This window comes from Amycolatopsis sp. (assembly GCF_035276945.1).
In the GTDB taxonomy this organism is placed as follows: Bacteria; Actinomycetota; Actinomycetes; order Mycobacteriales; family Pseudonocardiaceae; genus Amycolatopsis_E.
Genome location: NZ_DATELF010000154.1, coordinates 26,851 through 53,463, shown reverse-complemented (window position 1 = coordinate 53,463; position 26,613 = coordinate 26,851). Strand labels below are relative to the sequence as shown.

The 26,613-nt window shown below is 67.8% G+C and carries 21 protein-coding genes and 3 pseudogenes; 14 read left to right on the top strand and 10 right to left on the bottom strand.

The window, feature by feature from the left end; all coding sequences use genetic code 11:
* Positions 1-3: 3 nt before the first annotated feature.
* The 5 genes and pseudogenes from VJT49_RS27990 to dnaE all read right to left on the bottom strand — a co-directional run.
* Positions 4-1,122 (bottom strand): annotated as a pseudogene (locus VJT49_RS27990) (MFS transporter); the annotation flags it as partial.
* 14 nt (positions 1,123-1,136) lie between these two features.
* Positions 1,137-1,502: pseudogene (locus VJT49_RS27985) on the bottom strand (transposase); the annotation flags it as partial.
* A gap of 191 nt (positions 1,503-1,693) precedes the next feature.
* On the bottom strand, positions 1,694-1,942 hold the full coding sequence (locus VJT49_RS27980) for a hypothetical protein (protein WP_324167926.1): 249 nt from the start codon (positions 1,940-1,942) through the stop codon (positions 1,694-1,696).
* Between the two features lie 349 nt (positions 1,943-2,291).
* The gene (locus tag VJT49_RS27975; RefSeq protein WP_324167925.1) at positions 2,292-2,621 is read right to left on the bottom strand and encodes a hypothetical protein; all 330 of its coding nucleotides are present in this window, start codon (positions 2,619-2,621) and stop codon (positions 2,292-2,294) included.
* Between the two features lie 2 nt (positions 2,622-2,623).
* The gene (gene dnaE, locus VJT49_RS27970; protein ID WP_324167924.1) at positions 2,624-6,205 is read right to left on the bottom strand and encodes a DNA polymerase III subunit alpha; all 3,582 of its coding nucleotides are present in this window, start codon (positions 6,203-6,205) and stop codon (positions 2,624-2,626) included.
* A gap of 763 nt (positions 6,206-6,968) precedes the next feature.
* Here dnaE and VJT49_RS27965 point away from each other — a divergent pair.
* The 6 genes and pseudogenes from VJT49_RS27965 (at position 6,969) to xylA (ending at position 12,647) form a co-directional block, all read left to right on the top strand.
* Positions 6,969-7,640, top strand: coding sequence for a FadR/GntR family transcriptional regulator (locus tag VJT49_RS27965; RefSeq protein ID WP_324167945.1), 672 nt, complete (start codon positions 6,969-6,971; stop codon positions 7,638-7,640).
* A 79-nt stretch (positions 7,641-7,719) separates the two neighbouring features.
* Positions 7,720-8,634 carry an asparaginase gene (locus VJT49_RS27960; protein ID WP_324167922.1) on the top strand — a complete coding sequence of 305 codons (915 nt, stop codon included), beginning with the start codon at positions 7,720-7,722 and terminating at the stop codon, positions 8,632-8,634.
* 103 nt (positions 8,635-8,737) lie between these two features.
* Positions 8,738-9,760: a DUF222 domain-containing protein gene (locus VJT49_RS27955; RefSeq protein WP_324167921.1), complete on the top strand. Its 1,023-nt coding sequence runs from the start codon at positions 8,738-8,740 to the stop codon at positions 9,758-9,760.
* A gap of 264 nt (positions 9,761-10,024) precedes the next feature.
* Positions 10,025-11,197 carry an aminotransferase class V-fold PLP-dependent enzyme gene (locus VJT49_RS27950; RefSeq protein WP_324167920.1) on the top strand — a complete coding sequence of 391 codons (1,173 nt, stop codon included), beginning with the start codon at positions 10,025-10,027 and terminating at the stop codon, positions 11,195-11,197.
* Positions 11,198-11,293: 96 nt separating this feature from the next.
* Positions 11,294-11,469, top strand: a pseudogene (locus tag VJT49_RS27945) (carbohydrate ABC transporter permease); the annotation flags it as partial.
* 20 nt (positions 11,470-11,489) lie between these two features.
* Positions 11,490-12,647, top strand: coding sequence for a xylose isomerase (xylA, locus tag VJT49_RS27940; protein WP_324167919.1), 1,158 nt, complete (start codon positions 11,490-11,492; stop codon positions 12,645-12,647).
* A 128-nt stretch (positions 12,648-12,775) separates the two neighbouring features.
* On the opposite strand, the gene VJT49_RS27935 is transcribed toward xylA, so the two are convergent.
* Positions 12,776-14,413 carry an ABC-F family ATP-binding cassette domain-containing protein gene (locus VJT49_RS27935; protein WP_324167918.1) on the bottom strand — a complete coding sequence of 546 codons (1,638 nt, stop codon included), beginning with the start codon at positions 14,411-14,413 and terminating at the stop codon, positions 12,776-12,778.
* Between the two features lie 12 nt (positions 14,414-14,425).
* On the bottom strand, positions 14,426-14,572 hold the full coding sequence (locus tag VJT49_RS27930; RefSeq protein ID WP_324167917.1) for a hypothetical protein: 147 nt from the start codon (positions 14,570-14,572) through the stop codon (positions 14,426-14,428).
* A 68-nt stretch (positions 14,573-14,640) separates the two neighbouring features.
* Between VJT49_RS27930 and VJT49_RS27925 the strand changes: the two genes are divergently transcribed.
* Positions 14,641-14,988 (top strand): hypothetical protein, encoded by a 348-nt coding sequence (locus tag VJT49_RS27925; RefSeq protein ID WP_324167916.1) that lies wholly within the window; start codon positions 14,641-14,643, stop codon positions 14,986-14,988.
* A 187-nt stretch (positions 14,989-15,175) separates the two neighbouring features.
* Positions 15,176-17,539, top strand: a complete 2,364-nt coding sequence (locus VJT49_RS27920; protein ID WP_324167915.1) for a hypothetical protein — start codon at positions 15,176-15,178, stop codon at positions 17,537-17,539.
* Positions 17,540-17,703: 164 nt separating this feature from the next.
* On the opposite strand, the gene VJT49_RS27915 is transcribed toward VJT49_RS27920, so the two are convergent.
* A complete protein-coding gene (locus VJT49_RS27915) occupies positions 17,704-18,456 on the bottom strand; it encodes a glycosyltransferase family A protein (RefSeq protein WP_324167914.1) in 753 nt (250 codons plus the stop codon).
* 717 nt (positions 18,457-19,173) lie between these two features.
* Between VJT49_RS27915 and VJT49_RS27910 the strand changes: the two genes are divergently transcribed.
* The 4 genes from VJT49_RS27910 to VJT49_RS27895 all read left to right on the top strand — a co-directional run bounded on the left by VJT49_RS27910 (position 19,174) and on the right by VJT49_RS27895 (position 23,641).
* Positions 19,174-20,268 (top strand): AI-2E family transporter, encoded by a 1,095-nt coding sequence (locus VJT49_RS27910; RefSeq protein ID WP_324167913.1) that lies wholly within the window; start codon positions 19,174-19,176, stop codon positions 20,266-20,268.
* Positions 20,269-20,363: 95 nt separating this feature from the next.
* Entirely contained in the window at positions 20,364-20,789 is a 426-nt protein-coding gene (locus VJT49_RS27905) for a DUF7144 family membrane protein (RefSeq protein ID WP_324167912.1), read from the top strand.
* Positions 20,790-20,879: 90 nt separating this feature from the next.
* Complete coding sequence (locus VJT49_RS27900; protein ID WP_324167911.1) at positions 20,880-23,066, top strand: hypothetical protein; 2,187 nt, start codon at positions 20,880-20,882, stop codon at positions 23,064-23,066.
* Complete coding sequence (locus VJT49_RS27895; protein ID WP_324167910.1) at positions 23,063-23,641, top strand: hypothetical protein; 579 nt, start codon at positions 23,063-23,065, stop codon at positions 23,639-23,641. Before VJT49_RS27900 ends, VJT49_RS27895 begins: the two co-directional genes overlap by 4 nt.
* On the opposite strand, the gene VJT49_RS27890 is transcribed toward VJT49_RS27895, so the two are convergent.
* On the bottom strand, positions 23,566-24,363 hold the full coding sequence (locus VJT49_RS27890; RefSeq protein ID WP_324167909.1) for a glycosyltransferase family 2 protein: 798 nt from the start codon (positions 24,361-24,363) through the stop codon (positions 23,566-23,568). The two genes, VJT49_RS27895 and VJT49_RS27890, sit on opposite strands and share 76 nt — an antisense overlap.
* A 636-nt stretch (positions 24,364-24,999) precedes the next feature.
* On the opposite strand from VJT49_RS27890, the gene VJT49_RS27885 reads away from it, so the two are divergent.
* On the top strand, positions 25,000-25,623 hold the full coding sequence (locus VJT49_RS27885; RefSeq protein WP_324167908.1) for an ATP-dependent Clp protease proteolytic subunit: 624 nt from the start codon (positions 25,000-25,002) through the stop codon (positions 25,621-25,623).
* Positions 25,620-26,210, top strand: a complete 591-nt coding sequence (locus VJT49_RS27880; RefSeq protein ID WP_324167907.1) for a ClpP family protease — start codon at positions 25,620-25,622, stop codon at positions 26,208-26,210. Before VJT49_RS27885 ends, VJT49_RS27880 begins: the two co-directional genes overlap by 4 nt.
* 10 nt (positions 26,211-26,220) lie before the next feature.
* On the opposite strand, the gene VJT49_RS27875 is transcribed toward VJT49_RS27880, so the two are convergent.
* Positions 26,221-26,568 carry a helix-turn-helix transcriptional regulator gene (locus VJT49_RS27875; protein ID WP_324167944.1) on the bottom strand — a complete coding sequence of 116 codons (348 nt, stop codon included), beginning with the start codon at positions 26,566-26,568 and terminating at the stop codon, positions 26,221-26,223.
* Positions 26,569-26,613 lie beyond the last annotated feature (45 nt).

Genomic DNA, 26,613 nt, shown 5'->3' with positions numbered 1-26,613 from the left:
GTGACGTTCAGTAGCTGATTGTCGTGCCCGTCGGGCCCGGAGTTCGGCAAGGCCAGCGCCACGAGGAGGAACGTGATGGCGCGCGCCATCGCCGCCGCGAGCGCCACCGAGACGGCACGCGTGTCCGAGGCGACCATCCGGTAGACCCGCCAGCACCGCGGTATCGATCACGGTGCCGATCCGCTGGCCGGTCTGGAGCGCGGCACCGGCGACCCCGACCATGGCGGTCGGCACGCATTCCAGAGTGAGCGCGGTGTTCGGGGAGATCACCATGCCCCCGCCGACACCCGCGGCGAGCAGCGGAAGGGCGGCGAGGATGCCGAAATTCTCGCTGGGCGCCAGCCAGGCCAGCAGCGCCACCACGGTCAGGCCGGCGACGACCAGGACCAGCCCGGCCAGCGTCAGGGCCCGGCCCCAGCGTGCGACGAGCCTGCCCGCGACCGCCGAGGCGATCGACGATCCGATCGCGAACGGCGTCACCGCCAGCCCCGACTGCAGCGGCGAATACCCCACCCCTGCTGGAAGAACAACGCGAACACCAGCCAGAGCCCGGCGAATCCGCAGAAGTAGGGCGCACCGAGCAGGGCACCCGACGCGTAACCGGGCGTCGAGGTGAACAGCCGGACGTCCATCACGGGCGGGCGTCCGGCGCGCGCGGTTCGCTGCTCCCACACGACGAACGCGAACCCGAACACCGCCGCGACGGCGAACAGCCACCACAGCCTGCGCAACCCGTCCTGCTCCGCCTCCACCAGCGGCAGCAGCACGCCCAGCACAGCCAGTCCGAGTAACAGGATGCCCACGAAGTCGATCGTCGAGATTTCCGAGGCCAGCCGCACGGAGCACCCCGCGACTGGCGGCCCCAGCCGCATCGCCAGCACAAAGGCCAGCGCCCCTGGCGTAGAACACCCACCGCCTGCCCTCCTCGGGACCGAACGCGGTGATGACCAGCCCGCCCAGCACCGGACCGACCGCCGTGGAGACCCCGATCATGGCACCGAACAAGCCGAACGCGCGGCCGCGCTCGGCGCCGCGGAACAGGTCCTGGATGAGCCCGGTGTTCTGCGGGGTGAGCAACCCGGCCGCGTACCCCTGCAGCAGTCGCGCCACGACTAGACGAGTAGGTCTGAATACGATCAGTGATCGTAGGCGGTGAGTGAGCGGGTGACTGGCTGGCTGGTGCGGAAGTTGTGCCAGATCGCTGCGCTGAGGGCCAGTAGGCGTTGGGCGATGCGGGCGCCGATGCCTTCGATGCTGCGGGCGCCGTGTTGTTCGAGGTCGAGTTGGCCCTTGAGGGTGTCGTTGACGGATTCGATGAGCTGGCGGACCTTGTTCAGCATCGGTTCGCCCGCCCGCAGGACCTCCTTCTTGCGGGAGGGACGCAGGAGCGTGATGCCCTGTTCGGACAGTGATCGTTCGAAGGTTTTCGCGGCGAAGCCCTTGTCGCTGATCAGCAACAGCCCAGCCCGGTCCTTGATCATCTCGGCGTCGACCTCGAGCATCACGAAGCCGGCCGCGAGTGTGACCGCGAGGGCCTTCCAACGTCGTGGTCGGGTTGGTAAGGCCGTTCCGTCACCTGTTCATGGTGACATCGGCCGACCACTCGCTGTGGACCGGACCAGCGCCGGCACGAACGCCTCCCACAACGCCTTCCACACGTCGTGCCCCGACCGGTCAAAACAAGCCCCACCGATCAGCAGGATCGCCGGATCAACCGGATTTCCGAAGATCTCGACGCACAGCCGCCGTTGACACCCAGGAGGTGCTCACCATCGGACAGGCAATGGGCCACACTGGAATGTACCTTCGCAGTGTCGAGAAGTGCCGTGCCCCAGGCAGGCTTGCCCCACTCATCGGGTCCTTCCTTCGGATACCAGGCCACGGCCAGCTTGAAGGCGTCGCCTTCCACGCCGCCGTAGCGGGTGGACAGGTCCTGCAACATGCTCCGGAAGTCATCCAGGAACTGCTGGCGCCGTTCCGGTCACACCCGGATTTCCCCGCGACGCCGAGTGACGGCAGTTCCGGCACGGCGCGGTCGAGTGCTGCTACCTCAGCCTGCACCTCCTTCATCAGGCTTCACCAGGTCGAGGAGGTAGCCGAAACTCAACTCGTCACGGTGGCGACGCCCGCCGATCGGGCCGACAAGACGCGGAGAGCCAGTACGAGCGCGCCGTGGTCTGGTAGATGCACCAGGGCCTGCAACTCGCCGCGTTCCCGCGTCGTCAGCTCCACCGGCCCAGTCAATACCATGACTGGTCACCCCCACGTAAACTACACAGAATCACGAGACACTAGGGGGCGCCGACGAAACCGAGGGCTTCGCGGGCGAGGTCGGGCCAGGACAGGTCCGAGTCGGGGTCCAGGGCGAGCCACTCCTTCATCGGGGTGCCCTTGTTCGCGTCGAAGCGAACACCCTCCCCCGCGGCGACGAGCTCGTCGACCCGGGTTTTCGGCAGCTTCAGCACCAGGTTTCCGCGCACGAACATCGCGAAGATCTTGTTGTTCACCCGCAGTGCCGTGCGCCCGAATCCACGGCTGGGCCTCGGCGGCGTGACACCTGGCAGCCGAAGCATCTCGTCGACGAGCGCTTCGAACCGTTGCTCACCCGGTGCCGCCGCCATGATCACGTCCCCGCGGTGATTCCCGGGATGGCCTTCAACTCGCCCATCAGCATCGAGGTGACTTTCACCGGATAGTCGTAAAGCGCGAACACCGTCTCCCGCTGCCTGCCGATCAGCTTGAGCCGGACTGGCGTTTCTCCCTTATGTGCCAACAAGGTCTGCTTGAGTTCGCCGACCACGCTCTTGTCCAGTTTCTCGGCCGCGCAGTGGAGCACGAGCGGAGGTTCGTCATCACCGTCGCCCACCTCGGACAGGTCCAGCGGCACCAGTCCCCCGCCGAAGACCGACATCTTGTCCTCGCGCCAGTTCACCCTGCCCTTGACGAGCACGGCATTGTCCTCGATCAGGTCCGCGGCGAACATGGTGTAAGCCTTGGGGAAGAACAGCACTTCCAGGGCGGCGTCCATATCCTCGACGGTGCAGATCGCCCAGGGCTCCCCCTTCTTGTTCACCCGGCGCTCCAGCGAGGTGATCAGCCCGGACACCACCAGTTCGCCTTCCCTGGGCGGGTTGTCCAGAATGGCCGCGATGGGCCGCGGGGCGTGCTTGCGCAGGATCCGCTCGGCGCCGTCCAGCGGATGCGCCGACACGTACAGGCCCAGCATCTCCCGCTCGTAGCCCAGCAACTGCTTTCGCGGCCACTCCTCCTCGCCGAACTTCAGATGCGCCAGCGGCGAGGACGAGTTGCCGACGTCGGCTGTCTCGTCCGCGGCGCCGAACAGGTCGAACTGGCCCATCGCCTCCTGTCGCTTGAGCGGGACCACCGCGTCGACCGCGTCCTCGTGCACCTGGATCATCGACAGCCTGGTGCTGCCCAGCGAGTCGAACGCGCCGGCCTTGATCAGCGACTCGATCACGCGCTTGTTGCAGGCCACCAGCTCCGACTTGTCCAGGAAATCGGTGAACGAGGCGTACTTCCCCTTTTCCGTGCGGGTCTTGATGATCGACTCGACCACGTTCGCGCCCACGTTGCGCACCGCACCCAGGCCGAACCGGATCGCGTCCCCGACCGCGGCGAACCGCTGCCCCGATTCGTTGACGTCCGGCGGCAGCACCTTGATGCCCAGCCGGCGGCACTCCGACAGGTAGACCGCCGACTTGTCCTTGTTGTCGCCGACCGAGGTCAGCAGGGCGGCCATGTACTCCGCGGTGTAGTTCGCCTTGAGGTAGGCCGTCCAGTACGCGATCAGGCCGTAGGCGGCGGCGTGACTCTTGTTGAACGCGTAGCCGGCGAACGGAAGGATGGTGTCCCACAAGGCCCGGACCGCCTCGTCGGAGAAGCCGCCGGGGACGATGTCGCTGGCCTTCATCCCCGCGTGGAAGCCCTCGAACTCCTTTTCCAGGACCTCCTTCTTCTTCTTGCCCATCGCGCGGCGCAGCACGTCGGCTCGGCCCATCGAGTAGCCGGCGACCTTCTGCGCGATCTGCATGATCTGTTCCTGATAGACGATCAGGCCGTAGGTCTCGGCCAGGATGTCCTTCAGGGGCTCTTCCAGTTGCGGATGGATGGGCTTGATCTGCTGCCGGTTGTTCTTGCGGTCGGCGTAGTCGTTGTGGGCGTTCATGCCCATCGGGCCGGGCCGGTAGAGCGCGAGGACGGCGACGATGTCCTCGAAGCCGGTGGGCTGCATACGGCGGAGCAGGTCGCGCATGGCGCCACCGTCGAGCTGGAAAACGCCGAGCGTGTCGCCGCGGCCGAGCAGCTTGTAGGCCTCGGCGTCGTCCAGGCCCAGCCGGTCGAGGTCGATCTCCCCGCCGCGGTTGGCCTTGATGTTGTCCAGGGCGTCACCGATGACGGTGAGGTTGCGCAGGCCGAGGAAGTCCATCTTCAACAGGCCGATGGCCTCGCAGGACGGGTAGTCCCAGCCGGTGATGATGGAGCCGTCGTCCCGCTGCCAGACCGGGATGGCGTCCGTCAGCGGCTCGCTGGACATGATCACCGCGCAGGCGTGGACGCCCGCGTTGCGGATCAGCCCCTCCAGGCCGCGGGCCGTGGTGAAGATCGTCGAGACCTCTTCGTCGGTCTCGATCAGCGAGCGCACCTCCGACGCCTCGGCATACCGCTCGTGCTGCGGGTCCACGATGCCCGACAGCGGGATGTCCTTGGCCATGATCGGCGGCGGCAACGCCTTGGAGATCTTGTCCGCGATCGCGTACCCGGGCTGCCCGAAGTGCACGCGCGCGGCGTCCTTGATCGCCGCCTTGGTCTTGATCGTGCCGAAGGTGATGACCTGGGCGACCTTGTCCACCCCGTACTTCTCCGTGGCGTAGCGGATCATCTCGCCACGGCGGCGGTCGTCGAAGTCGATGTCGATGTCGGGCATCGACATGCGCTCCGGGTTGAGGAACCGTTCGAACAGCAGCTTCTGCGGAATGGGGTCCAAATTCGTGATGCCGAGCACGTACGCGACCAGGGCGCCCGCGGCCGAGCCACGGCCCGGACCGACCAGGATGCCCACCTCGCGGGCGTGGCGGATCAGGTCGGCCACGATGAGGAAGTAGGCGGGAAAGCCCTTTTGCACGATCACGTCGAGCTCGAACTCGCACCGCTCGACGTACCCCTCGGGTATGCCGTCGGGGAAGCGCCACTTGAGCCCTTCCATCACCTGGTGCCGCAGCCAGCTCGCCTCGTCGTGCCCCTCGGGCACGTCGAAGACCGGCATCCGGTCCTTGTGGGTGTAGACGTCCTCGTACGACTCGACCCGCTCGGCGATCAGCAGCGTGTTGTCGGCCGCGCCGGGCACCTCGGCGTCCCAGTACTCACGCATCTCCGCGGCGGACTTCAGGAAGTAGCCGTCACCGTCGAACTTGAACCGGTTGGGATCGTTGAGCGTCTTGCCGGACTGCACGCACAGCAGCGCCGAGTGCGAATCGGCCTGGTCCTTGGTCACGTAGTGCGAGTCGTTGGTGGCCAAGGGTTTCAGGCCGAGCTTGGCGCCGATCTCGAGCAGGCCCTCGCGCACCGACCGCTCGATCGGCAGCCCGTGGTCCATCAGCTCGAGGAAGAAGTTGTCCGCGCCGAAGAGGTCCCGGTAGTCCGACGCCGCCTGGATCGCCTCGGCCCGCTGGCCCAGCCGGAGCCGGGTCTGCACCTCGCCGGACGGGCAGCCGGTGGTGGCGATGATCCCCTCATGGTGCTCGGCGACCAGTTCGCGGTCCATCCGGGGCTTGCGGTAGTAGCCCTGGATGCTGGCCAGCGAGGACAGCTTGAACAGGTTCCGCAGGCCCGTCGCGCTCGCCGCCAGCATCGTCATGTGCGTGTAGGCACCGCCACCGGAGACGTCGCCACCCTCGCCGTACTCGTCGGCGCCGCGCTGGTTGCTCTGCCCCCAGAACACGGGTTTCTTGTGGAACCGGCTCTCCGGCGCCAGGTACGCCTCGATCCCGATGATCGGTTTCAGCCCGGCCTTGCGCGACTGCTGGTAGAACTCGTCGGCCCCGTACATGTTGCCATGGTCGGTCATGCCGACGGCGGGCATCTCGAGGCGCTTCGCCTCGGCGAACAGCGGGGCGATCTTCGCCGCACCATCGAGCATCGAGTACTCGGTGTGCACATGCAGGTGGACGAAGGAATCGTTCGACACCAGCGAAAACCTCCCCATAAGTGGCGACCGCGACTGGATGGCTAGCCTAGCTCGCGCCCCCGACAGTTTCGCGGAGGCGTGCCGCACCGCGCGCGGATGATCACAGGACAGGGCCCGACCTGGAGTCCTTCCCCCAGGCCGACCCGGACGACGTGCCGTGATCGGCCGGCCGCGGCGTGTACGTCATCAGCGGACTCGGCTTCCCCGCCAGAGACGGTCTTCCCGAACTGACCGGGGAGGAGCGCACCACCCTCGCCCGGCTTTCCGGGCAGGACTGGATGAGCGGAGTCGACCACCACGCGCTGCCGCGCGCCGCAGACCTTCGCCTACGGCTGGCACGACTCGCCGACCGCCGCGCTGGCCGGCATGACGCAGAAGTTTCGCGAGTTCAGCTTGGCGGGAGCGCCCGTGCAGCTGATCCCCGGGCCCTGATCCTGACCAACCCCTGCGTCCACTGGTTCACCGGGACGTTCGGTGGCTCGTCCTGGCCGATGCACCTTACGCAGGACCCTCCACTGTAGACAGGAGCGCTGCCGGCTTCACCGGCGAGCGACGAAGTCGTCGCGGCGACCGCCGTGAACGTGCCGAGGACGTGCCGTGAACGTGCCGAGGACGTGACGGCGTCCGGGACCGTACCGAACTGATCAGGAGAGCGGTCACGGGGCACGACGCTTGACAACGAGCGGAAGGGCCTGGACTATTATTTTCCATGAACCTGTCCGACAGCAGTACAGCCGGACATCTCCCGCGCCGGGTCAGCGCGATGGAGGTCGTGCTGGCGCACCTTCGCCACGCGATCGAGCGCGGCGAGTACGCGGTCGGCGACCGGCTGCCGTCGGAAGCGAACCTGGCCAAGGAGTTCCAGGTCAGCCGGTCGGTGGTGCGTGAGGCGTTGCGCGGGCTGCAAGCGCTCGGACTGACCGAATCGCGCACCGGCAGGGGCACCTTCGTGCAGGCCTGCCGGCCCGCCGAGCATCCGACGTTCGGCTCCTACACCGCCCGTGACCTGCTCGAGGTCCGGCGCCACGTGGAGATCCCGGTCGCCGGATACGCCGCGATCCGGCGCGGGCCCGACGACCTCGACCTGCTGAACCAGTTGATCGCGCGGATGCAGGCCGAAACCGACGACCTGGCCTGGGTGGCGCTGGACACCCTGTTTCACATCACCGTGGCCAAGGCCTCCCAGAACCCGGTGTTCGGCAAGGTCATCAAGGAGATCCGCAACGCGCTGGCCGGCCAGTCGACCTTTCTGAACAAGCTCGGCGATCGCCGGGAGCGGTCCAACCTGGAGCACCGAAGAATCGTGGCGGCCATCGCGGAAGGGTCGCGGGAAAACGCGATCGACGCGATGACCGACCACCTCGACCATGTCGCCGGCGCGGTGGAAAGGTTGCGCCGCGGTGTTTCCCCCGCCGCGGGAGAACGGGAAACGTGACCGATCGGATTCTGCGGGCCACCAGCACCGCCCGGACCGACGCCGGATACCGGGACTGCGCACGAGGGCGGGTCCGGTCATGAGGCATGAACCACTGGTTGAGGTGTGGCGCGACGGCCTGCCCGAGAGTGTCCATTATGGATCGCTCGTGGTGCTCGGCCCGGACGGGGCCGTGCGCTTCGCGCTCGGCGAGATCGATGCTCCTTGCTATCCCCGGTCGACCGCGAAGCTGATGCAGGCGGTGGGGCTGGTCAGGCTTGGGCTCGACCTGCCGCCCGACCTGCTCGCGCTGGCCGCGGCGAGCCATTCCGGCGAGGAGTTCCAGCTCGCCGGAGCGCGGCGGATCCTGGACACCTGTGGGCTGACCGAGCACGACCTGGGCAACCCCGAGAGCCTGCCGTACGAGGCGGAAATCCGCGACGTCTGGCTCGCCGCCGGACGACCCGCGCGGAAGCTCGCGCACTGCTGCTCGGGCAAGCACGCCGCCATGCTGGCCGTCGCCCGTGCCCATGGATCGTCCACAGCGGACTACCTGGATCCCGGTCACCCGCTACAGCGGGCGCTGGCGGACACGGTCGAAGACCTCACCGGCGAACACATCGCGTGCGTGGCGGTGGACGGCTGCCGCGCGCCCCTGTTCGCGGTTTCCCTGCGCGGGCTGGCCCGGGCCGCCGGCCGGATCGCCGCCGCGCCCGCCGGATCGCCCGAGCGCCGGGTGGCTCGGGCGATCCGGCGTCATCCGGAGATGCTCGCCGGTCCCCGCCGTGACGTAACCCGGCTGATGACCGCGGTGCCGGGCCTGATCGCCAAGGACGGCGTGGAGGCCGTCCAGGTGGTCGGCCTGCCGGACGGCACCGCGATCGCGCTCAAGATCGCCGATGGCGGGGATCGCGCACGCATGCCCGCCACGCTCGCGGCGCTCAGCCTCACCGGTACGACCCTTCCCGGCCCGCTGGGAATGCCGGACAGCTTGAGGGCGACCTTCGGGGCCTGACACTTTTGGAAAGCGGCCTGAACTCGGGCTTCCTCGGTCGCCACCAAGAGGATTACCCTATCGTGTAAGAACACCTGTTCGCATCGGTGGCTATTATGAACGTATGTACGAGGGGATTTCTGAAGCAGGGGAGGGGGTTCCTCCCGAACCTGACGACTACCTGCGAGAGGTGTTGGAGTCCGATCTTGGGGAGTTGTCCGCGGCCGGGTCGCTGAAGTTCGCGCGGGATGTGGCGCGGCTGCGGTCGGCACTGGAGGCGCGGCGGTTGGCGGCGATCCATCGGTACGAGGAGTCGCGGGCCGAGGAGGAGTGGTCGCCGGACCTTCTGGCGTCGGAGACCAAGGTGAGCATCGCCCGCGCCAACCGGGAGGTGAGCCTGGCATGTACGTTGCGCGATCGGCTGCCCCACACCTGGGCCGCGCTGCGCACCGGCGACCTGGACCGCGCGCGGGTCGACCAGATCGAGCACGCCACCGCGGTCCTCGACGATGCGAAGGCACGCCCGGTGGGCAAGTGGCTGTTTCCGAAAGTATTGGGCTTGAATCCCCGCCAGCCGGCCGATTTCGCGCGCCTGCTGGTCGCCCGGATCGATCCCGACGGCGCTGCCGAACGGGCCCGGATCCGGCGCGAGGAAGGCCGGCTCCGCATCGAACCCGTCTCGGACAGGATGGCATGGATGAATATCCTGGGCGGTATCGAGCGCGTCCTCGCCTGCAAGGACCGCGTCGACCGGATCGTCAACGCCCTGCCCGCGGACGATCCGCGCACCTGGGACCAGCAGGTAGCGGACACCATCCTTGACCTGATCGAAGGCACCACGACCAGCGACACCCAGGCCCACATCTATGTCACCGTCGACGTCAAAACCCTGCTGGGACTGAACAACTTCCCCGGGAACCTACGCGGCTACGGCCCGCTGCCCGCCGACATCGGGCGGGAGCCGGCCTACAGCCTCAAGACTGAATGGGCCGGAGTCCTGGCCGATCAGGACGGGCGCAAAAGGAATGGTCACCAAAAAATACCGATTCCGCGGCCGACTCGCCGAATTATCCGGCTCCGAGACCAAAAATGCGATTTTCCGGACTGCAACCGTTCCGCCCGATACACCGACGTCGACCACACGTAACCACACCACGCCAACGGCCCCACCGACGAAGACAACGGCCAATGCCGCTACCGACAGCACCATCGCGCGAAAAAAATTCCCTTTTGGACAGTCAAACAGCATGCCGACGACAGCACCACCTGGGCCTCCGACTTCGGCAACACCTACGCCACGCAACCCGAACCGATCGCCGACCCGGACGTTGAGCCACCATACTTCTCAGACCCGTTGGCCTGGTCGGCAAACGGCTGAGCAAGGCGGAAAATCCCTGCTAGGGTCGGACACATGCGAGACGACGACGTGGTGCGGCTGCGGGCGGAGACGCCAGGCTGTGCCGAGGTGGTCCACCTCAACAACGCGGGCTCGGCGCTGCCGCCTGCCCCCGTGACCGACGCCGTGATCGACTACCTGCGAACGGAGTCCGTGCTCGGTGGGTACGAGGCTGCCGACGCCGCCGCGGATCGCCTCGAAGCCGTATACGCTTCACTCGGGCGTTTACTCAATGCCGGCGTCGACGACATCGCACTGACCGACAACGCCACCCGCTCGTGGCAGGCCGTGTTCTACGCGCTCCGGCTCGGGCCCGGGGACAAGATCCTCACCTGCCGTTCGGAGTACGCCGGCAACGCCATCGCCTACCTCCAGTCCGGTGCCACCGTGGAGGTCGTCGGCGATGACGAGACCGGACAGCTCGACGTCGCCGACCTGGAGCGCCGAATCGACGACCGCGTCAAGCTGATCTCGATCAACCATGTGCCCACACAGGGCGGCCTGGTCAATCCAGCGGAGGAGGTCGGCGCGGTCGCCGAGCGGGCCGGGATCCCCTTCCTGCTCGACGCCTGCCAGTCCGCCGGCCAACTCGACCTCGACGTGACCCGCCTGCGCTGCGACGCGCTGAGCGGCACTGGGCGCAAGTACCTGCGCGGCCCGCGCGGCACCGGGTTCCTCTACGTCCACCCGCGACTCCGCGCGAGGCTCGAGCCCGCGATGCTCGATCTGCACTCGGCTGCCTGGACCGAGCCCGGGAAATACGAGATCCTCGATTCGGCGCGGCGGTTCGAGGTGTGGGAGCGCAACATCGCCGCGACCCTCGGCCTCGGCGTGGCCGTGGACTACGCGCTCGCGATCGGCCTGCCCGCGATCGAGGAACGCCTAACCGGGCTGGCCGCCCGGCTGCGCGGCCTGCTTTCCGGGATCGACGGCGTGAGCCTGCACGATCAGGGCAAGCGCCAGTGCGGCATAGTCACTTTCAGCGTCGCGGGGGTGCCCGCCGACAAGATCAAGACACGGCTGAGTAACGCGAAGATCAACACCTCGATCGTGCACCGCTCCTCGGCCCAATATGACTTCACCGCTCGGAACCTGCAAGAGACGGTGCGAGCCTCGGTGCACTACTACAACACCGACGACGAACTCCGCCTCCTCGCCGAGGAGGTCGAGCGCATCAAACAGGAGTAACGGTGACCGGGGTGGCCAGGACGCGGTCGTGGCCGATTTCCCGGCCGGGACGGTCAGCCCGAACGACGCCAAAGCACGGCAGATCGGCCGAGGCCGCAGGATCCGGAGCAGCGGGTGCTGCCGATGTCACTATGGGCGTGGCAGGGCAAGCTTTGGGGAACGTTTCCGCGGTGCTGGCGGCCGTCGTGTTCTCGACGCTGTCAGTGTTAGCGCTATACATTCTGGGCCGGCGACGGCTCGTGAGCGGGCTGACGCCGGGCTTCGGCAAGTGACCGGCAAGGAGGCAGTAGGCATGCCAGACTTCACGCCTACCCGTGAAGACAAGTTCTCGTTCGGGCTATGGACCGTGGGCTGGCAGGGGGTGGACGTGTTCGGCAGCGCCGCCCGGCCGCCGCTGGACCCCGCGGACGCGGTACACAAGCTCGCCGAACTTGGTGCGTACGGAATCACCTTCCACGACAACGACGTCTTCGCGTTCGGCGCCGGCGCGGGGGAAAAGGAGGCGGCGCTCAAGCCGTTGCGGGAGGCACTGGCCGCGACCGGGCTGGCGGTGCCGATGATCACCACGAACCTGTTCTCGCACCCGGTGTTCCGCGATGGCGGTTTCACCAACAACGACCGGGACGTGCGCCGGTTCGCGCTGCGCAAGGTGCTGGACAACCTCGACCTCGCCGCCGAACTGGGCGCGCGCACGTTCGTGTGCTGGGGCGGGCGCGAGGGCGCCGAATCCGGCGCCGCCAAGGACATCCGGGCCGCGCTGGACCGGTACGCCGAGGCGGTGAACGTGCTGACTCGGTACATAGTGGACTCTGGTTACGACCTGCGGATCGCGATCGAGCCCAAGCCGAACGAGCCGCGCGGCGACATCCTGTTACCGACCGTCGGGCATGCGCTGGCGTTCATCAACGAGCTGGAGCGCTCCGAACTGGTCGGGCTCAACCCCGAGGTCGGCCACGAGGAGATGGCCGGACTGAACTACGCCCACGGACTCGCGCAGGCACTGTGGCACGGCAAACTGTTCCACATCGACCTCAACGGCCAGCATGGCCCGAGGTTCGACCAGGACCTCCGCTTCGGCGCCGGCAACGCGCGTGGTGCGTTTTGGACGGTCGACATCATCGAAAGCGGCGGCTACGACGGCCCCCGGCACTTCGACTTCAAGCCACCGCGCACCGAGGACTTCGACGGCGTCTGGGCCTCGACCGCAGGCTGCATGCGGAACTACCTGATCCTGCGGGGAAAGGTCCGCGCGTTCCGGGCCGACCCGGAGGTTCAGCAAGCGCTCACCGCGGCTCGCGTGCCGGAGCTGTCCGAACCCACCTTGTCGCCGGGCGAGACGCTCGAATCCCTGCGTTCCGACGAGTTCGACCCCGAGGCCGCCGCAGCTTCCGGCATGGCGTTCGAGCAACTCGACCAGTTGGCCCTGGAGCACCTCTACGGCGTCCGCTAAGGACAGGACGGGTGAGCATTGCCAAACGTTGTCACCGCGGCGAAACAGTGCTCAGGCCCATGGCCCGCTGAGCGCGAGAGGAGCGGGCCATCCGCCTGATCTGGTCAACAACGAGCCCGATCAACCGGTTACCGCTCCACGACCTTCCCGGCAAAGACCTCAAGGCGGCGGGTGGTGTGCACGGCATCGAGCATCCGGCGGTCATGGGTGACCAGCAGGAGCGTGCCGGGGTAGCCCGCCAGCGCCGACTCCAGCTGCTCGATGGCGGGCAGGTCAAGGTGATTGGTGGGCTCGTCGAGCACCAGCAGGTTGACCCCACGCGCCTGCAGCAGCGCGAGTGCGGCGCGGGTCCGCTCACCGGGGGACAGCGTGGCGGCCGGGCGCAGCACGTGCGCGGCGCCGAGGCCGAACTTCGCCAGCAGGGTGCGGACCTCGGCAGTCGCGAGCTCCGGAACCGCCGCACCAAACGCTTCGACCAGCGGCGCGTCGCCGTGGAAGAGTCCGCGGGCCTGATCGATCTCGCCGACCACCACGCCCGGGCCGAGCACGGACTGCCCCTCGTCCAGCGGAATCCACCCCAGGAGGGCGCCCAGGAGCGTCGACTTGCCTGAGCCGTTCGCCCCGGTGATCGCCACCCGGTCGGCCCAGTTGATCTGGAGGTCCACCGGCCCCAGGGTGAACGCACCGCGCTGGACCACCGCGCCGCGCAGGGTCGCCACGACGGCGCCCGCGCGAGGTGCCGCGGCGATCTCCATCCGCAGTTCCCATTCCTTGCGCGGCTCCTCGACCACTTCGAGCCGTTCGATCAGGCGCTCGGTCTGGCGGGCCTTCGCAGCCTGTTTTTCGGTGGCTTCGGTGCGGAACTTACGGCCGACCTTGTCGTTGTCGCCCGCCTTCCGCCGCGCGTTCTTGACACCCTTCTCCATCCACGCCCGCTGCGCCCGCGCCCGCTCCTCCAGTGCGGCGCGGGTTTCGGCGAATTCTTCGTACCGTTCGCGTGCGTGCCGCCGCGCGACCTCTCGCTCCTCGAGGTACGCCGCATAGCCACCGCCATAGCTCCGCACCTGCTGTTGCGCCAGGTCGAGCTCGACCATCCGGTTCACCGTCCTGGCCAGGAATTCCCGGTCGTGGCTGACCACCACCGTGCCCGCACGGAGCCCGGTGACGAACCTTTCGAGCCGGTCCAGACCATCAAGGTCCAGATCGTTGGTCGGCTCGTCGAGCAGGAAAATGTCGTACCGGCTCAGCAACAGGGACGCCATCCCGGCTCGGGCCGCCTGCCCGCCCGACAGCGCGGTCATCGGCTCGTCGAGGGCGACCACCAAGCCGAGTTCGGCGACTATCACTTCCGACCGCTCGTCCAGGTCGGCACCGCCGAGCGCCAGCCAGCGCTCCAGCGCCTCGGCATAAACGTCTTCGGCGCCCTTTTCGCCCGCGCCCAACGCTTCCGCGGCCACGTCCAGCGCGACCTGCGCGGCGCCGACCCCGGTCCGGCGCTCCAGGAAGGCACGCACGGTCTCGCCCGGCCGCCGGTCCGGCTCCTGCGGCAGATGTCCGACCGTGGCGTTCGGCGGGCTGAGCCGCACTGTGCCCTGCTCGGCCGGGATCAAGCCGGCCAGTGTCCGCAGCAAAGTCGACTTGCCGGCACCGTTCGCGCCGACCAGCCCGACCACGTCCCCGGGCGCGACCACGAGGTCGAGTCCGTTGAACAGCACGCGGTCCCCATGGCCGGCGGCCAAGCCCTTCGCGACGAGTGTGGCGCTCACTCCCTGATGGTGTCATGCGCGAAATCGACGAATTCCTTGGCCACCCGGTGGGGTTTCGTCGCTGACCGCGAGCACGCCCGCCGCCGCGGAGAAGGCGGCCATGTCGTCGCGCGCGCGGAAGGCCAGGGCGCCTGCCACGCGGTCGCGGCGGGCCTGCACACGAAACGAATTCCTTGGCCACCCGATGGGAAAGTATCCTAGCATCCGGTGAACACTGGGAGGATCTCATGACTTCAGACCGCTGCGCCGTCGTGATCGGGGCGCTCCTGCTCACAGCCCTGGCGAGCCCGGCGACGGCCTCGGCCGACGTCAGCCCGCACTGCCAGGACAGCAACTACTGCCTTTTCCCGGGCGCCAACTTCACCGGGACCAAAGCCGTCGCCTCCGGCCGCGGCTGCCAGCCGGTGAGCCGTCTCGGCTTCACGCCCGCGCGTTCGGTGGCCCGCGGGTATGGCGACAGCTACGCACTCGAGTTGTATGCCGACACCAGCTGCACAACTTCACTCGGCACGGTCTCGTATGAAGTGCCGGACACCTCGGCCTTGGCCTACCAGCTCGTCGCCATTCCGGGCTGACGCTTCGCCATCCGCTCGACGAGAAAGTAAACAACTTCCACTCCTTGGGGTAACGACCGGGTGTCAACCAAATGCATGGCGTAACCGGCGGGACCACGGTTGCGAATCCCAGTCGAGACCGACTGGGGGAGGTTCGTTCATGCGAAGACGGTGGAGCCGGAATCGTCCGGGGGCCGATCGGGTTCCCATGCCCCATCCGCTCCGGTGGACGTTCGTCTTTCTGGTGCTGTTCACGGCTTCCGCCACGCTTTTTCTCGCCGGGACCGTCTTCCTGGCTCACCTGACCGCCTGGCTTCGCACGGTTCGTGACGCGCACCTGCTCGACGTCGTTTCCGCGGTACTCGCGGTCACGGGAATTCTTGCCGTGCGCAGGGCGCTTTTCGCCAGACTCGCCCGCAAACCCGGCCCGATCCAGATCACTTCGGCCGGGAGCACGATCACGGAGGGCGGGCCGGCTGTCGACGGGATTCTGGCCGACATCCGGCAAACGCTGACCACCATCAGCATTTCGACTCCGCAATCGTTTCCGAACGCACCGTCCTCCAGCAACATTCTCGACGACGTGAAAACCGCGGCCGATACCACGAAGAACGTGGTGGCCACGGCCGCGGCGTTGCTGAACGCGATTCTCCAGGTTCGGCACGCCTACCGCGTTTCCGTGCTCGTGCGCGGCCCCGAGGGGGCACGGCCGTGTGGGTTGACCGTGCACGTGACGATGCTGCCGGGCAATCACGGGGTGATCGAAACCGTCTGGGGCGACGACTGGGCCGACGTGGTGAGCCAGGCCGCGCACCTGATCGGTTCGTTCATCCTGCCCCGCAGCCGCCTCGCCGCACTGCCGCCGTGGACGTCCTGGCACGGCCGGAACATGCCGAGCGAACTGTTCCATCACCATCAGCAGGCGCGGCATCACCTTCGCGAGCGCGAGTACGAGCGGGCCATCGGCGCGTTCCACCGCGCGCTCAAGATCGATACCCAGAACTCCTACCTGCGGATCGAGCTGGGCCAGGCGCAGGAACAGCTGGGCCTGTTCATGGACGCGCTCGCGACCTACGCTGACGTCATCTCGGTCGAGTCCTGGTACGACCGGCAGCTGTGGCGTCGCCTGTGGGGAGTCCACAAGACCAGCATGGACGGCACGCCGCCGAAACGCTTCGGGCGCAGTCCGCACGGGCGCGACGCGCTGCTCATCGCCCGCTACCGGCTCGTTTCCCGGTTGGCCGCCGCCGACCGGCTCGCCGACCAGTGGCAGCGCGGGCTGGCCCCCACCGACGGCGGAACTCCCCGCAATCCGATCCGCGCCGTCGAACGGCACGCGCTCCGCGGGCGCCTCAAGGGGTGGCTGGCCGGATATGCGGTGGCCTACTGCGACCAGCAGGGGCTCACCGACCCACAGGCCGACGTGTTCGACGCCGGCCGAACCCGCGTTCGCCATTTTCTGCAGTATGTCGCCACCCGTGAGTCGGCACAGCTGGTTTCCGACTACCGGTGGACCGGGGGCCGCCGCCGGCCGGGAATGCCGGTATCCCAGACGGCGCTCAACGTCCTCGCCGTCTGGGCACCGCTCTACCTCGATTTCGCGGATGCCTGGCTCCACACCAATGGCACCGACGAGCGACGGAAGAAACCGCCCACCGCGGCCGAACTCGACCTCAAGATCGAAAACGTCCTCAAAAAGAAACCCGCCAGGGCACGAGAATGGCAGGAATACTACAACGCCGCGTGCGCCGTCGCCGTCGCCTTGGGCGACTGGCCGGGAAACACCGTCGACGAACAGAGCCGGAAAGAGCTGGCTCGGTGCGCGGTCCGCTATCTCGAGCGCGCCGTGAACTGCACGGACAGCGGAAACGTCAGCGTTTACGCGCAATGGCTCGCCACCGGTGACCAGGATCTGAACCCGCTGCGCACGACGAGCGAGTTCGTCGTCTTCCTCGACCGTTACCTGCCCAACGACGAACTCCGGGTGCCCCGGCCGGAAAACCTGCTGACCTTCATCATGGCGATGCACAACATCGCACTGCTCCACCGGTATGCGGCGATGCGCGCGGCCTGGTGGTCCCGGCTTCGCCGCACGGCCAGCCAGGAGGAACTCGAAGCCGAAAACCGGGTGGCCGGGATGGTGCGCGCGTTCGCACTCAACGACCGTGACTGGCGGACCAGGCTGGAACTCATCGAAGAAGCGCTTTCCTTCGCTCACCGGACGAACCAGCGGACATTCAGCAGCGCACTGCCGCAGTTCCAGGCCGACCCGAACATTCGCCGTTATTTCGCCGATTCCTCGTCACGGTCCGTGAACGAGTACTACGACGGCATCGCGGCAAAGCGGGACGGCGTGTGGCAAAGGGTGCTGGCGTTGCTGCCGGAACCGTCCACCGGAAACGGGAACGGACAACCGGTGCACACGACTCCCGGCGCGGCGATGGCGTTCTGGCGGCGGCTGGCCGATGAACTGAGCGCCGCCTTGCACAGCGATTACGGCACGAACTCCGCGGAAGCGTCGGTCAGCCAACCGGCCGCCGTGGCAAACGAACCGAAGACGAACAGCAGGTAGACCGGCGTCCGAGCTTGCCGGAGGATGACCTGCGTGCGGGCCAGGCTGGCCGGGGTAGCCGACAACGCGTCCGGGGCCGCCGCGGCCACTGGCAGCGATCCTCGAACACCGCGAGATGCCGGAACGGATCGGCATGGATCGGCATGGATCGGCGTCTGACCGGGTCACCGGGCGGCTGACATGACCGGCCACTTCCAGCCGAGCTGCCGGAGAACCCTGGCCCGGTCGAGCACTACGGTCAGCCTCGCCCGGTCCTCCTCGGGATTCCAGTACCGGGCCGAGGCGGTGGTCTGGTCGTCGTGCTTGCGGTAGAGCATGCTCGGCTCGGCGATGAACTCGCCAGGAGTCACCGCCTCCAGCACGAGCAGGAGGCCGATCGTCTCGGCTCCGGTGACGGCGGGCCAGCCGCCGAGCGCCCGGACGAGGTCGGTGTGCGCGGCCAGGTTGGCGGCCAGCACGGACAGCCGGTCCTCGAGTTGTTCGGTGAAGAAGAGATCGTCGGGCAGCGGCCCGCCGGGCGGGTCGTAGGGGCCGGGTGAGGTCGTGCCGTCCTGGTTCAGGTCAAGACCAGCCGAGGTGCACCAGGCCACCCGGCCGAGCGTCTCAATATCACGGGCCAGCGCGCCGGGAAGGAACAGGTCGTCGGCGTCGAGCGTGCGGACGTACCGCCCACGGACCCGGGACAGGGCCATGGTCCGGGCCACTCCGGCACGCCCCGGCAACGCCGAGGAAAGGGAAATCCGGGGATCCTCAGGCAACCCGGCGCCGGGCAGCCCGGTGGTGCCGTCTTCCTGGACGCACCATTCCCACGTCCAGCCGGGCGGCATTTCCTGGCCGCGCAAGGATTCGTAGGTTTCGAGAAGGTGGTGGTGACCACCGCTGAACACCGGTGTCACCACCGTGATCACTTCCTGCACCCGTCCAGACTAGCGGCCCCACAGGTACGCCCTCGAGTTGTCCACAAGGGACTTTCGGGCCTCCCCGACCCGCGAGTCGGGCTTTCGGAACACGCGAGTCGGGCCTTCGTGACCAGCGAGTCGGGCTCTCCCGAAGGGCGAGTCCGGCTTTCCCGACCGGCGAGTCCGGCTTTCCCGACCAGCGAGTCCGGCCTTCCCGACCCGCGAGTCCGGCTTTGAATAGTCCTCGGCGACAGGTACACGGTCACCCGGCACCAACGCCGGTCTCGAGCACCTTGGGCCCGCCCGGATCAGCTTGCCCGGTCCCGGCGCGCCCAGTTCGCGCGCCGGCTGCTGGACGACACCGATCTCTCGGCATCGCCTTCGCGTCGGGATTCGGCAGCCCCCGGCAACCCGGACTGTTGGAGGTCTTCTCAGGCGGCGGGCACCTGCTCCGGCGCGCCCCTGCCGTGCGGGGAAGGCCTGACCCACGTTGTCAACCGGGTTGGCGAAGTGCACCGACACCGACCCCGGCGCGGAAGTCGCCGTCCTCTCCTAGGGCCGGCCCCCTGGTCAGGGTCCGCCCCGGGCTGGTGGGTTTCGGCACGGGGAGCACGTTCGAGATCGGCGTCCGCCCGATCCTGACCCGTTCCCCGCTGCGGAAGGCCTCGACTTCAAAAGCACCCATCGCCCGCTGCGGGTGAGGGCATGGGGCCATCTCGCATTTAGCGTCATCGAATGACCACGATCAAGGCTGGTTCTCCGATGCCGCGCGTCCTGGTGATCCTCGTGGGCGTCGCGGCGGGTGTCGTGGCCCTCGCCGGGATCAAGGCGACCGCTTGGCTGCTCGCGCCGACCTTGCTCGCCCTCGTCATCGTGATCACGATAGCCCCGGTGCACCGGTGGTTGCGTGCGCACCGCGTCCCGGCCTGGGCCGCCACGACCGCACTGATCCTGACCGTCTACGGCGTGATTGTCACGTTCGGCGTCACGGTGGTCGTTTCGGTGGCACGCCTGGCCAGCCTGCTGCCACAGTACACACAGCGGTTCGACGAACTGCGAGCCGGGATCGCCGATCAGCTGGCGCGGCTGGGCATCGCGCCCGGCCAGGTCCGTGAAGCCGTCCAGGGCCTGGACTTCAGCAGGATCGTATCCTACCTCGTTTCCTTCCTGACGGGACTGACCGGTGTCGTGACGGGCCTGGTGTTCCTGCTGGCGCTGTTGCTCTTCCTCAGCGTCGAGACGAACGGGTTCGACGAACGGATGGCCGCGGTAGCGACGGCCCGGCCGCACATCGGAGGCGCACTACGGGAATTCGCCGGGAAGACCCGCCGCTACCTCTGGGTCACCACGGTCTTCGGACTCATCGTCGCCGTCCTGGACACCGTCGCGCTGGCGCTGGTGGGTATCCCGCTGGCGCTGCTGTGGGGACTGCTGTCCTTCGTGACCAACTACATCCCGAACGTGGGATTCCTCCTGGGGCTGCTGCCACCGGCGCTCCTCGCCCTGCTCAGCGGAGGCTGGCAGACCATGCTGGTCGTGATCGCGCTCTACTGCCTGCTCAACTTCGTCGTGCAGTCCCTGATCCAGCCCTATTTCGTGGGTGACGCGGTGGGGATGTCCGCGGTCATGACGTTCCTGGCCCTGATCTTCTGGACGTGGGTCCTCGGTCCGCTCGGCGCGATCCTGGCGATCCCGGTGAGCCTGCTCATCAAGACCACGCTCCTGGACGCCGACCCGGACGCCGGCTGGCTCTCCGCGCTGCTGCACCTCTCCGGCGCCGACTCCGGTGACAAGGCGCCGAAGAAACGGCGTATCCCGAAAGACGGATGACCGGCCCGAGCACCACGGCCCGCCGATTCATCACGACGGGGTGAGGCAGCCGCCCGCCGTCCGGTGGAGGGTCGAGCCGAACCTTGGAGGACGTCATGACCCAGGCCGGCGCACACTACGCCACCCCCAAGCAACCCACCGGCTGGACCGGCTGGGTCGCCTTCGGCGGGATCATGCTGATTCTGCTCGGACTGTTCCAGGCGGTCGAAGGACTCGTCGCGATCTTCGACCACGGCTACTACCTGGTCACCTCGGCCGGACTCGTGGTCAACGTCGACTACTCGGCGTGGGGCTGGCTGCATCTCGCTCTCGGCATTCTCGCCGTCGTCGTCGGCATCGGGCTGATGACCGGCAACAAGGTTGCCCGCGTGGCCGGTGTGATCATCGCCGCCCTGAGCGCGATCGCGAATCTCGGCTTCGTCGCGGCCTATCCGGTATGGTCCCTGCTGGTCATCGCCCTCGACGTGCTCGTGATCTATGCGATCGTGGCGCACGGCGAGGAAATGACGCTCACCCGGTAAGTACCCGCCCGAAGGGGCAGCACCGCCCGCTCTTTCGCAGGGACCGCGGGTCCTTTCGTGGGGGACGCGACGGGCCTAACGTTCGACGGGATGTCGCGAGAGTTCGACCTTCCTGCCGAACGGGAGCCGCGAAAGGACCGGCGTCCGGTAGCTACGCGTGCCGACGCCGTGGCGAACGAGCGATCTCCGGCGGGAATGCTACGGCTGCAGAACTCGGCCGGAAATCGCGCGGTCACCGGCGCGGTCGTCCAGCGCGCGCCGCGGACCGCCGCCCCGGCCACGGCCGTGCACGAGGGAGTGCCCATCACCGCCGATCCCGCCCAAGTCAGCGAGGCACTGAAACAGCAGGTGGTGTTGAAGGGCTGGGAGAGTGCGCGCGGCTGGGCCACCCGGTTCATCAACATGGACATGACCGCCGAACTGAAGTTCGCAGAGCTGGGCCAGGGCATTCCGCGGGACACCCTGCGGCAGCTCCGGGACGTGCTGAACCGGCAACTCGACAAGCTGGCGCAGGAACGTCCCAAGTTCCTCCAGGACTTCGAGCAGGCCTCGGTACGCAGGGCCAAGGAGGTGCTGGCCGCCAGCGAAAAGGAGATCACCGAGCAGCTGACGTCGCTGGGCATCAAAGAGGACACCCTGCTGGGCATCAAGACCGGCGGCTACGTCATGGACCAGGGCAAGGCCACCGGGCTCAAGTCCGCGACCCAGGAGCTGATCAGCAAGCGGATGGAGGCCGACAAGGCCGCCAACGTCTATTTCAAGGCCCGGGACGAAGCACAGGCGATCTTCGCCAGGAACAACGCGCCTTCGCTGGCCGAGGCGCTGCCGGAGCTGACCCTCCCGCCCGAGCTTTTCCAGCGAATGGAGGCCAGCCGCGCGGACGGGCTGCGGGTCGCTCGCGAATACGACGCACTGGCCGCCGAAAAGCACAAGGCCTTCCCGATCCTGGCCACCCTGTCGACCGGGCCGGACGCGCTCAAGCAACTGATGGATCTCGCCGGGCGCAAGCCCGACGACATGGCCACGAAGATCGCCCTGACCGCGCAGGAGAAGCTCGACAACATCAAGACCGTCCGCGGCGAGCTGGGCGGCCGGTTCTCGGTGTGGACGGAGCCCCACCTCCGCGAGCTGACCAAACAGGAGGTCAAGGTCGAGTCCTGGCAGAGCCGGCTGATCGACGAAAAGGTCGCCGCGGTGGCCGCGGCGGACAAGGACACCCAGATGCTGATCGCGGCGATCGCGATCGGGCTGGGCCTGATCGCCGCGATTCCCACCGCGGGCGCGAGCCTGGCGGTCGCCGGGGTGGTGACCGCCGCCGCGGTCGGCAGCATGGCGTTGTCGGTGTATGGCGCCTACGAGCACTACCAGGACTACAAGCTGGCGACGGCCGCGCAGAGTTCCAGCTTCGACCGGGCGAAGGCGATCTCCCAGGGCGAGCCGCCGGACATCTTCTGGCTTGCCGTGGACGTCGTCACGGCCGTCGCGGACATTCAGGCCGCGGCCAGCGCGTTCAAGACCATCAAAACGCTGCTGGCCGAGGCCAAGGCCGCCGAATCGGCCGAGAAGGCGATGGAACTTGTGCGGGCCAGCCGCAAGGCCGGGCTGGCCGAGGAAACCGAAACCAAACTGGTGGCGGCGGCCATGGGAGGCGGCGACGAGAAGAAGGTCGCGACCAGCCTCGAGCAGATCAGGCAGGTGTTCAAGCGGGCCGTGGCCAAGGGCACGGACGCCGAACTCTCCGAGGCGTTCCTGAAGGCGGCCGAAAAGGCGATGGCCGAGGAGAAGATCGCGCTCTATGCCGGCACCGCCGAAGAGAAGCAGGCAATGATCCTCGACCTCGTGAAGCGCAACGCGAAGCCAGGCATGAACGTCGAAGCCAGGGCAGCGGAACTCACCCGGCAACTCGAAAAGGCCACCGGGCTTTACGACCCGCTGACCGACACCATCATCGTCAAGGGCAACCGGTCGGCGTCGGCGGTGGCCGCCACCTTGGCCCACGAGCTGACCCACCAGCGGCAGAACCTGGTGATCGGGCTGGAGAACATGGGCTCCCTGCACCAGGAGTTCCAGGCGTTCTACGCGCAACAGCAGTTCCTGCGAAACCTGAACCTGCCGCCACATCGCATTCCGGAGGCCTACCGGTGGCTGGTGACCGCCGACAACGAAGCGATTCGCGCCTACGTCTCGGCGCGGTACAAGACGACTCTGGGACCGGTAACCTTCAAGAACCTCGACGAATCGTCCGCCTGGATCATCAAGATGATGAAGAGCCGATGACCGCCGCCACGCCGTCCGACATCGCACGCCGTCTCGTCGCCGAGTTCCTGCTCCCGCCCGGCGATGAAATCCTCGAGGTCCGCGCCGGGACCGCGGCCACTCTGGTGGCCACCTCCCGGACCGGCTGGCGGGTGGAACCGGTGCCGGAAATCGGCACCACGCCGGTCGGCGACGGATATCGGCTGTTCGGCGTCCAGAAGGCGACAACGGACACCGGCGACCCGGTCGAAGGCTTCGCGGTGCTGCCGGACGGACGGGCCTTCCGGATGGGCGATCCGGCCCAGCTTCGAGCGTTCTACCGCGAGGTCACGCCACGACTCGCGCCGCTGGAGGCCGCGTTCCTGGTCGCGTTGTTCGTGGCACCGCAACCGGCGCCGCGTTTCCTTGTTACCGACGACACGCCCGGTCCGCCCCAGGTCGTGGCCGACGCGCCAAGCCGCTCCCGGGTCACGCTCCACACCTACACCTGGCAGTTTCCCGACGAGACCGAACTCCGCGTCTATGAACGGTGGGAAGTGCGCCAGGACGACGAAATCGAGTGGGACCGCGACGACCTCGGTGCGCTTACGCCGTAGTGGCGACGGCTCAACCTGCGCCGGTACTCGACCAGGATCGTCCGCAGCACCCGGGCGCCGTCGGCGAACGTCCTGAGGTTGGTCTTTCCGAAGATCCGCGGACGCTCCACGCTCGGCACTTCCGCGATCGCGAGACCCGCGGCGGCGGCCCGGCAGTGGAGGACCGCCTCGATCTCGAACCCGTCGCCCCACCTGGGCGTGTCCAGATTGGTGGGTGGCAGGTCGAGCCGGGGCACGATGTCCCGCCAGAGCGCGTTGTACCCGTAGCACAGGTCGGTGAACGACGTGCCGAACAGCAGGTTGGTCAACCCGTTCAGGGCCGCGTTCCCGGCGGACCGCAGCGCGGTCAGGTCGTCACTTCCCCCGTCGGGGTGGAACCGGGTGCCCTTCGCGAAATCAGCGCCACGGACCAGTACGCGCACGAACGCCGGGATCTCCTTGGGGTCGGCGGAACCGTCCGCGTCGAACATCACCACGATGTCCCCCCGCGCCGCGGCCAAACCGCACGCCAGCGCGTTCCCCTTCCCGGTCCGGGTCTGCGTCAGGGTTTCGATCGAGGGCAGTACCCGCCGGGCCACGTCCACCGTCCCGTCCACCGACCGCCCGTCGACGAGCACGACCTGATCGACACTCGGCAACTCCGGTAACACCACTTCGAGATTCCGTGCCTCGTTGCGGGCGGGAATCAGGACAGTGATCGTGGGATCCGCGCACCGGCCCATCTGCTGCTCCGTCCGGCATGACCAATTGGCTGATGCTTATGAGTCGATGCGCGGTTCACCCTTGTTACCACAGAATTTGTTTTCCGAACCAGGCGAAGGGAATTCAAGAGACGGTGTCACACCTCGTTCATCGATCACCCGGACGCCGAAACAGCGAATATCACTCACGTTTTCGGGCGACATCTCGGGACCTTCGGCCCTTGCTCTCGTTCTTCCGCGGTAATGCGTGGCATGCGTGCGGAACAAGACCCGCGGCGGGAGCGCCTGCGGTGAACCCGGCAGGAGGGTGAGGAGCCGGTCATTGGCCAAGATGGTGGTTGCCGGGCAGGGTTGCGTTGTCCTCTTGTTGTTGAGGCACCTCGTGCGCGCGGGCACCTCGTGACGGGGCTGGACACCTCGAAGAAACGCTCGAAGCCGGCAGCGGACTCGTCCGCGGCGACGACTTCTTCGTGGGCGGCCTGTAGCCCAAGGCCCCAATGCCCCACGGCTCGCGCTTACGGCCTCGGCCCGAAGCCGGCCGGCGAACGCCGGGCCGTGAAGTCCACAGTGGAGCGTTAGGCTCCCAGGCTGCCGAGGGCTGATCTGCTCACAGCGGAGAAACCGGCGAACGGCACCGGGTGGCGGCATTGTCGGAGCATGACCAACAACGAGAAGCAGCTGTTCGACCACCGACTCCGAGAACGGTTCTTCAGCCAGCGGGTACTGGTCCTCGACGGCGCGCTCGACGACGACAACGGGACAGTGCTCGCCACCCAGCTGCTGTCCCTCGCGAGCGAGGATCCCAGGAACCACATCGCGTTGTGGATCCACTCACCAGGCGGCTCGGTCCCCGCGATGCTGGCCATCCGCGACGTGATGCGGCTCGTGCCGTGCGACGTGGCCACGCTCGCGCTGGGACTGGCGTGCAGTGCCGGGCAGTTCCTGCTGTCCGCGGGCACCCCGGGCAAACGCTTCGCCCTCCCGCACGCCCGCATCCTGATGCACCAGGGCTCGGCGGGAATCGGCGGATCGGCGGTCGAGGTGGAGGTGCAGGCGGACGACCTGCGGCACACCCGGGACACGGTGCTCGGGATCATCGCGGAGGACACCGATCAGCCGATCGACCGGATCTTCGCCGACTCGCTACACGACCGCTGGTTCACCACCGAGCAAGCACGCGAGTACGGCTTCATCGACCACATCGTCGACAGCCTCGGCCAGGTTGTGCCCGTGCGCACCCACTCGCTGGGGCTCGGCCCGGCGATGGGAGCCCGCGCATGAGCACGTACACCATCCCCAACGTCATTGCGCGCGGTGTGGGTGGCGAGCGGATCATGGACGTCTACTCGCACCTGCTGTCGGAGCGGATCGTCTACCTCGGCACCGCGATCGACTCCGGTGTGGCGAACGCGTTGATCGCCCAGTTGCTGTACCTGGAGGCGGACAACCCGGAACGGGAGATCAACCTGTACATCAACTCCGAGGGCGGCGACCCGTCCGCGATGCTCGCGCTGTACGACACCATGCGCTTCATCAAGGCGCCGGTGGCGACGACGTGCGTCGGCCAGGCGGTCGCGGCCGGAGCGGTGCTGCTGGCCGCTGGCGAGGCCGGGCACCGCTTCGTGCTGCCCCATACCCGGGTGGTGCTGCACCAGCCCGCGGCACAGGGCCGCGGCACCATCCCAGACCTCATTCTCCAGGCCGACGAGGTGGTGCGGGTGCGCACCCAACTGGAGGAGATCCTCTCGGCACACAGCGGCCGCGCTGTCGCGGACCTGCGGCACGACACCGACCGGGACCGCGTGTTCGACGCGGCGGGCGCCGTCGGCTACGGGCTCGCGGACCGCGTCCTCGAGCACCGAACCTGAGACCGCGGTCTCAGGCGGCCATGAGCACGGGTCCCGCGGGACGGCGCCCGACCGCGGGGCTCGCACCGCGGCGCTGCCGGATGTCGCTCACGATGCCGGCGAGCAGGTCGGCGAGGTCGACTCCGAGCGCACCGGTGACCGCGGCGATCATCTCGCTGGAGGGCTCCTTGCGACCCCGTTCGATCTCCGACAGGTACTGCGGCGAGATGCCGGCCCGCTCCGCGATGTCGACGAGGCGGCCGCCCTGCTCCTCCCTGGTCGCTCTCAGGCTCCGGCCGAGCACCTGACGCCACAACGGTTCCAGCTCATGATCCGGGGTGGGGGTGGGCTTCTGGTGGAAGGGAAGAATGTCCGCCACAACCGTCATTTTGGCACCGGTCCGGCGCCCGGGGCAGCGGTTCCG